Source organism: Actinomyces sp. oral taxon 849 str. F0330, assembly GCF_000239715.1.
Lineage (GTDB): Bacteria > Actinomycetota > Actinomycetes > Actinomycetales > Actinomycetaceae > Actinomyces > Actinomyces johnsonii.
In genome coordinates, this window is record NZ_JH470406.1 from 1 (window position 1) to 783 (window position 783).

A 783-nucleotide genomic window follows, 5' to 3' on the forward strand; every position below is an offset into this window, starting at 1 on the left:
CGGGAATGAGGCGCCCGTGAGATCGGGAGCCCCGGAGACCGGGGGCGCAGCCGGAATCGCGGCGGGAGGCTCGTAGGCGGGGGCGGCGGGCGAGGAGGCGGCCATGGGCGAGGCCGAGGAGGACGGCGTCCCGTAGGACTGGGCGGAGGCGGCGACCGGTTCCTCGCCCTGGGCGGCCCAGGCGGCCTGACTGGTGGCGGGAGACCCGCCATGGCCCGCGGCGGCATCGGCCACCCTGTGGATGGTCACCGAGACGTCCTCGAAGGCGACGTCGAGGGGCGCCTCGGGCTTGTGCACGGTGACCTCGGCGGCCACGACGCGGGGGAAGGACAGGACCCGCTCGGCGATCCTGTCGGCCAGGGACTCGATGAGGTTGACCGGCTCCCCCTCGATGATGCTCACGATGCCGTTGGCCACTCGGGAGTAGTCGACGGCGTCGGTCACCGAGTCGGTGACGGCGGCGACGGCGGTACCGCGCTGCCCCAGGTCGAGGACGACGTCGACCGTGAAGAGTTGGCCCTCCTCTCGTTCGAAGGGCAGGACGCCGTGGTGGCCGCGGGCGGACAGGCCGATGAGGCTGATCCGGTCGGTGGTCGCGGAGACGGTGGTGCTCACTGGTGTTCCTTCCAGAGGGAGGCGGTGCGGACGGCGGCCCGGTTGACCGGGACCTCGTGGACTCTGACGGCCCAGGCGCCTGCGGCGGCGGCCAGGGCGGTGGTGGCGGCGGTGACGGCGTCGCGCTGGACGGGGGCTGCCCCTCCCTCGGCGGCCGGGCCGAGGAAG

1 protein-coding gene and 1 pseudogene are annotated in these 783 nt (G+C 74.2%); both read right to left on the reverse strand.

Translation table 11 applies throughout. The annotated features are described in order from the left end of the window. Positions 1–615: dihydroneopterin aldolase (gene folB, locus HMPREF0975_RS17175; protein ID WP_009234967.1), on the reverse strand; the 615-nt coding region annotated here is incomplete at its 3' end. Continuing rightward, positions 612–783, reverse strand: a pseudogene (locus HMPREF0975_RS14370) (dihydropteroate synthase); the annotation flags it as partial. The gene folB and the pseudogene HMPREF0975_RS14370, both read right to left, overlap by 4 nt.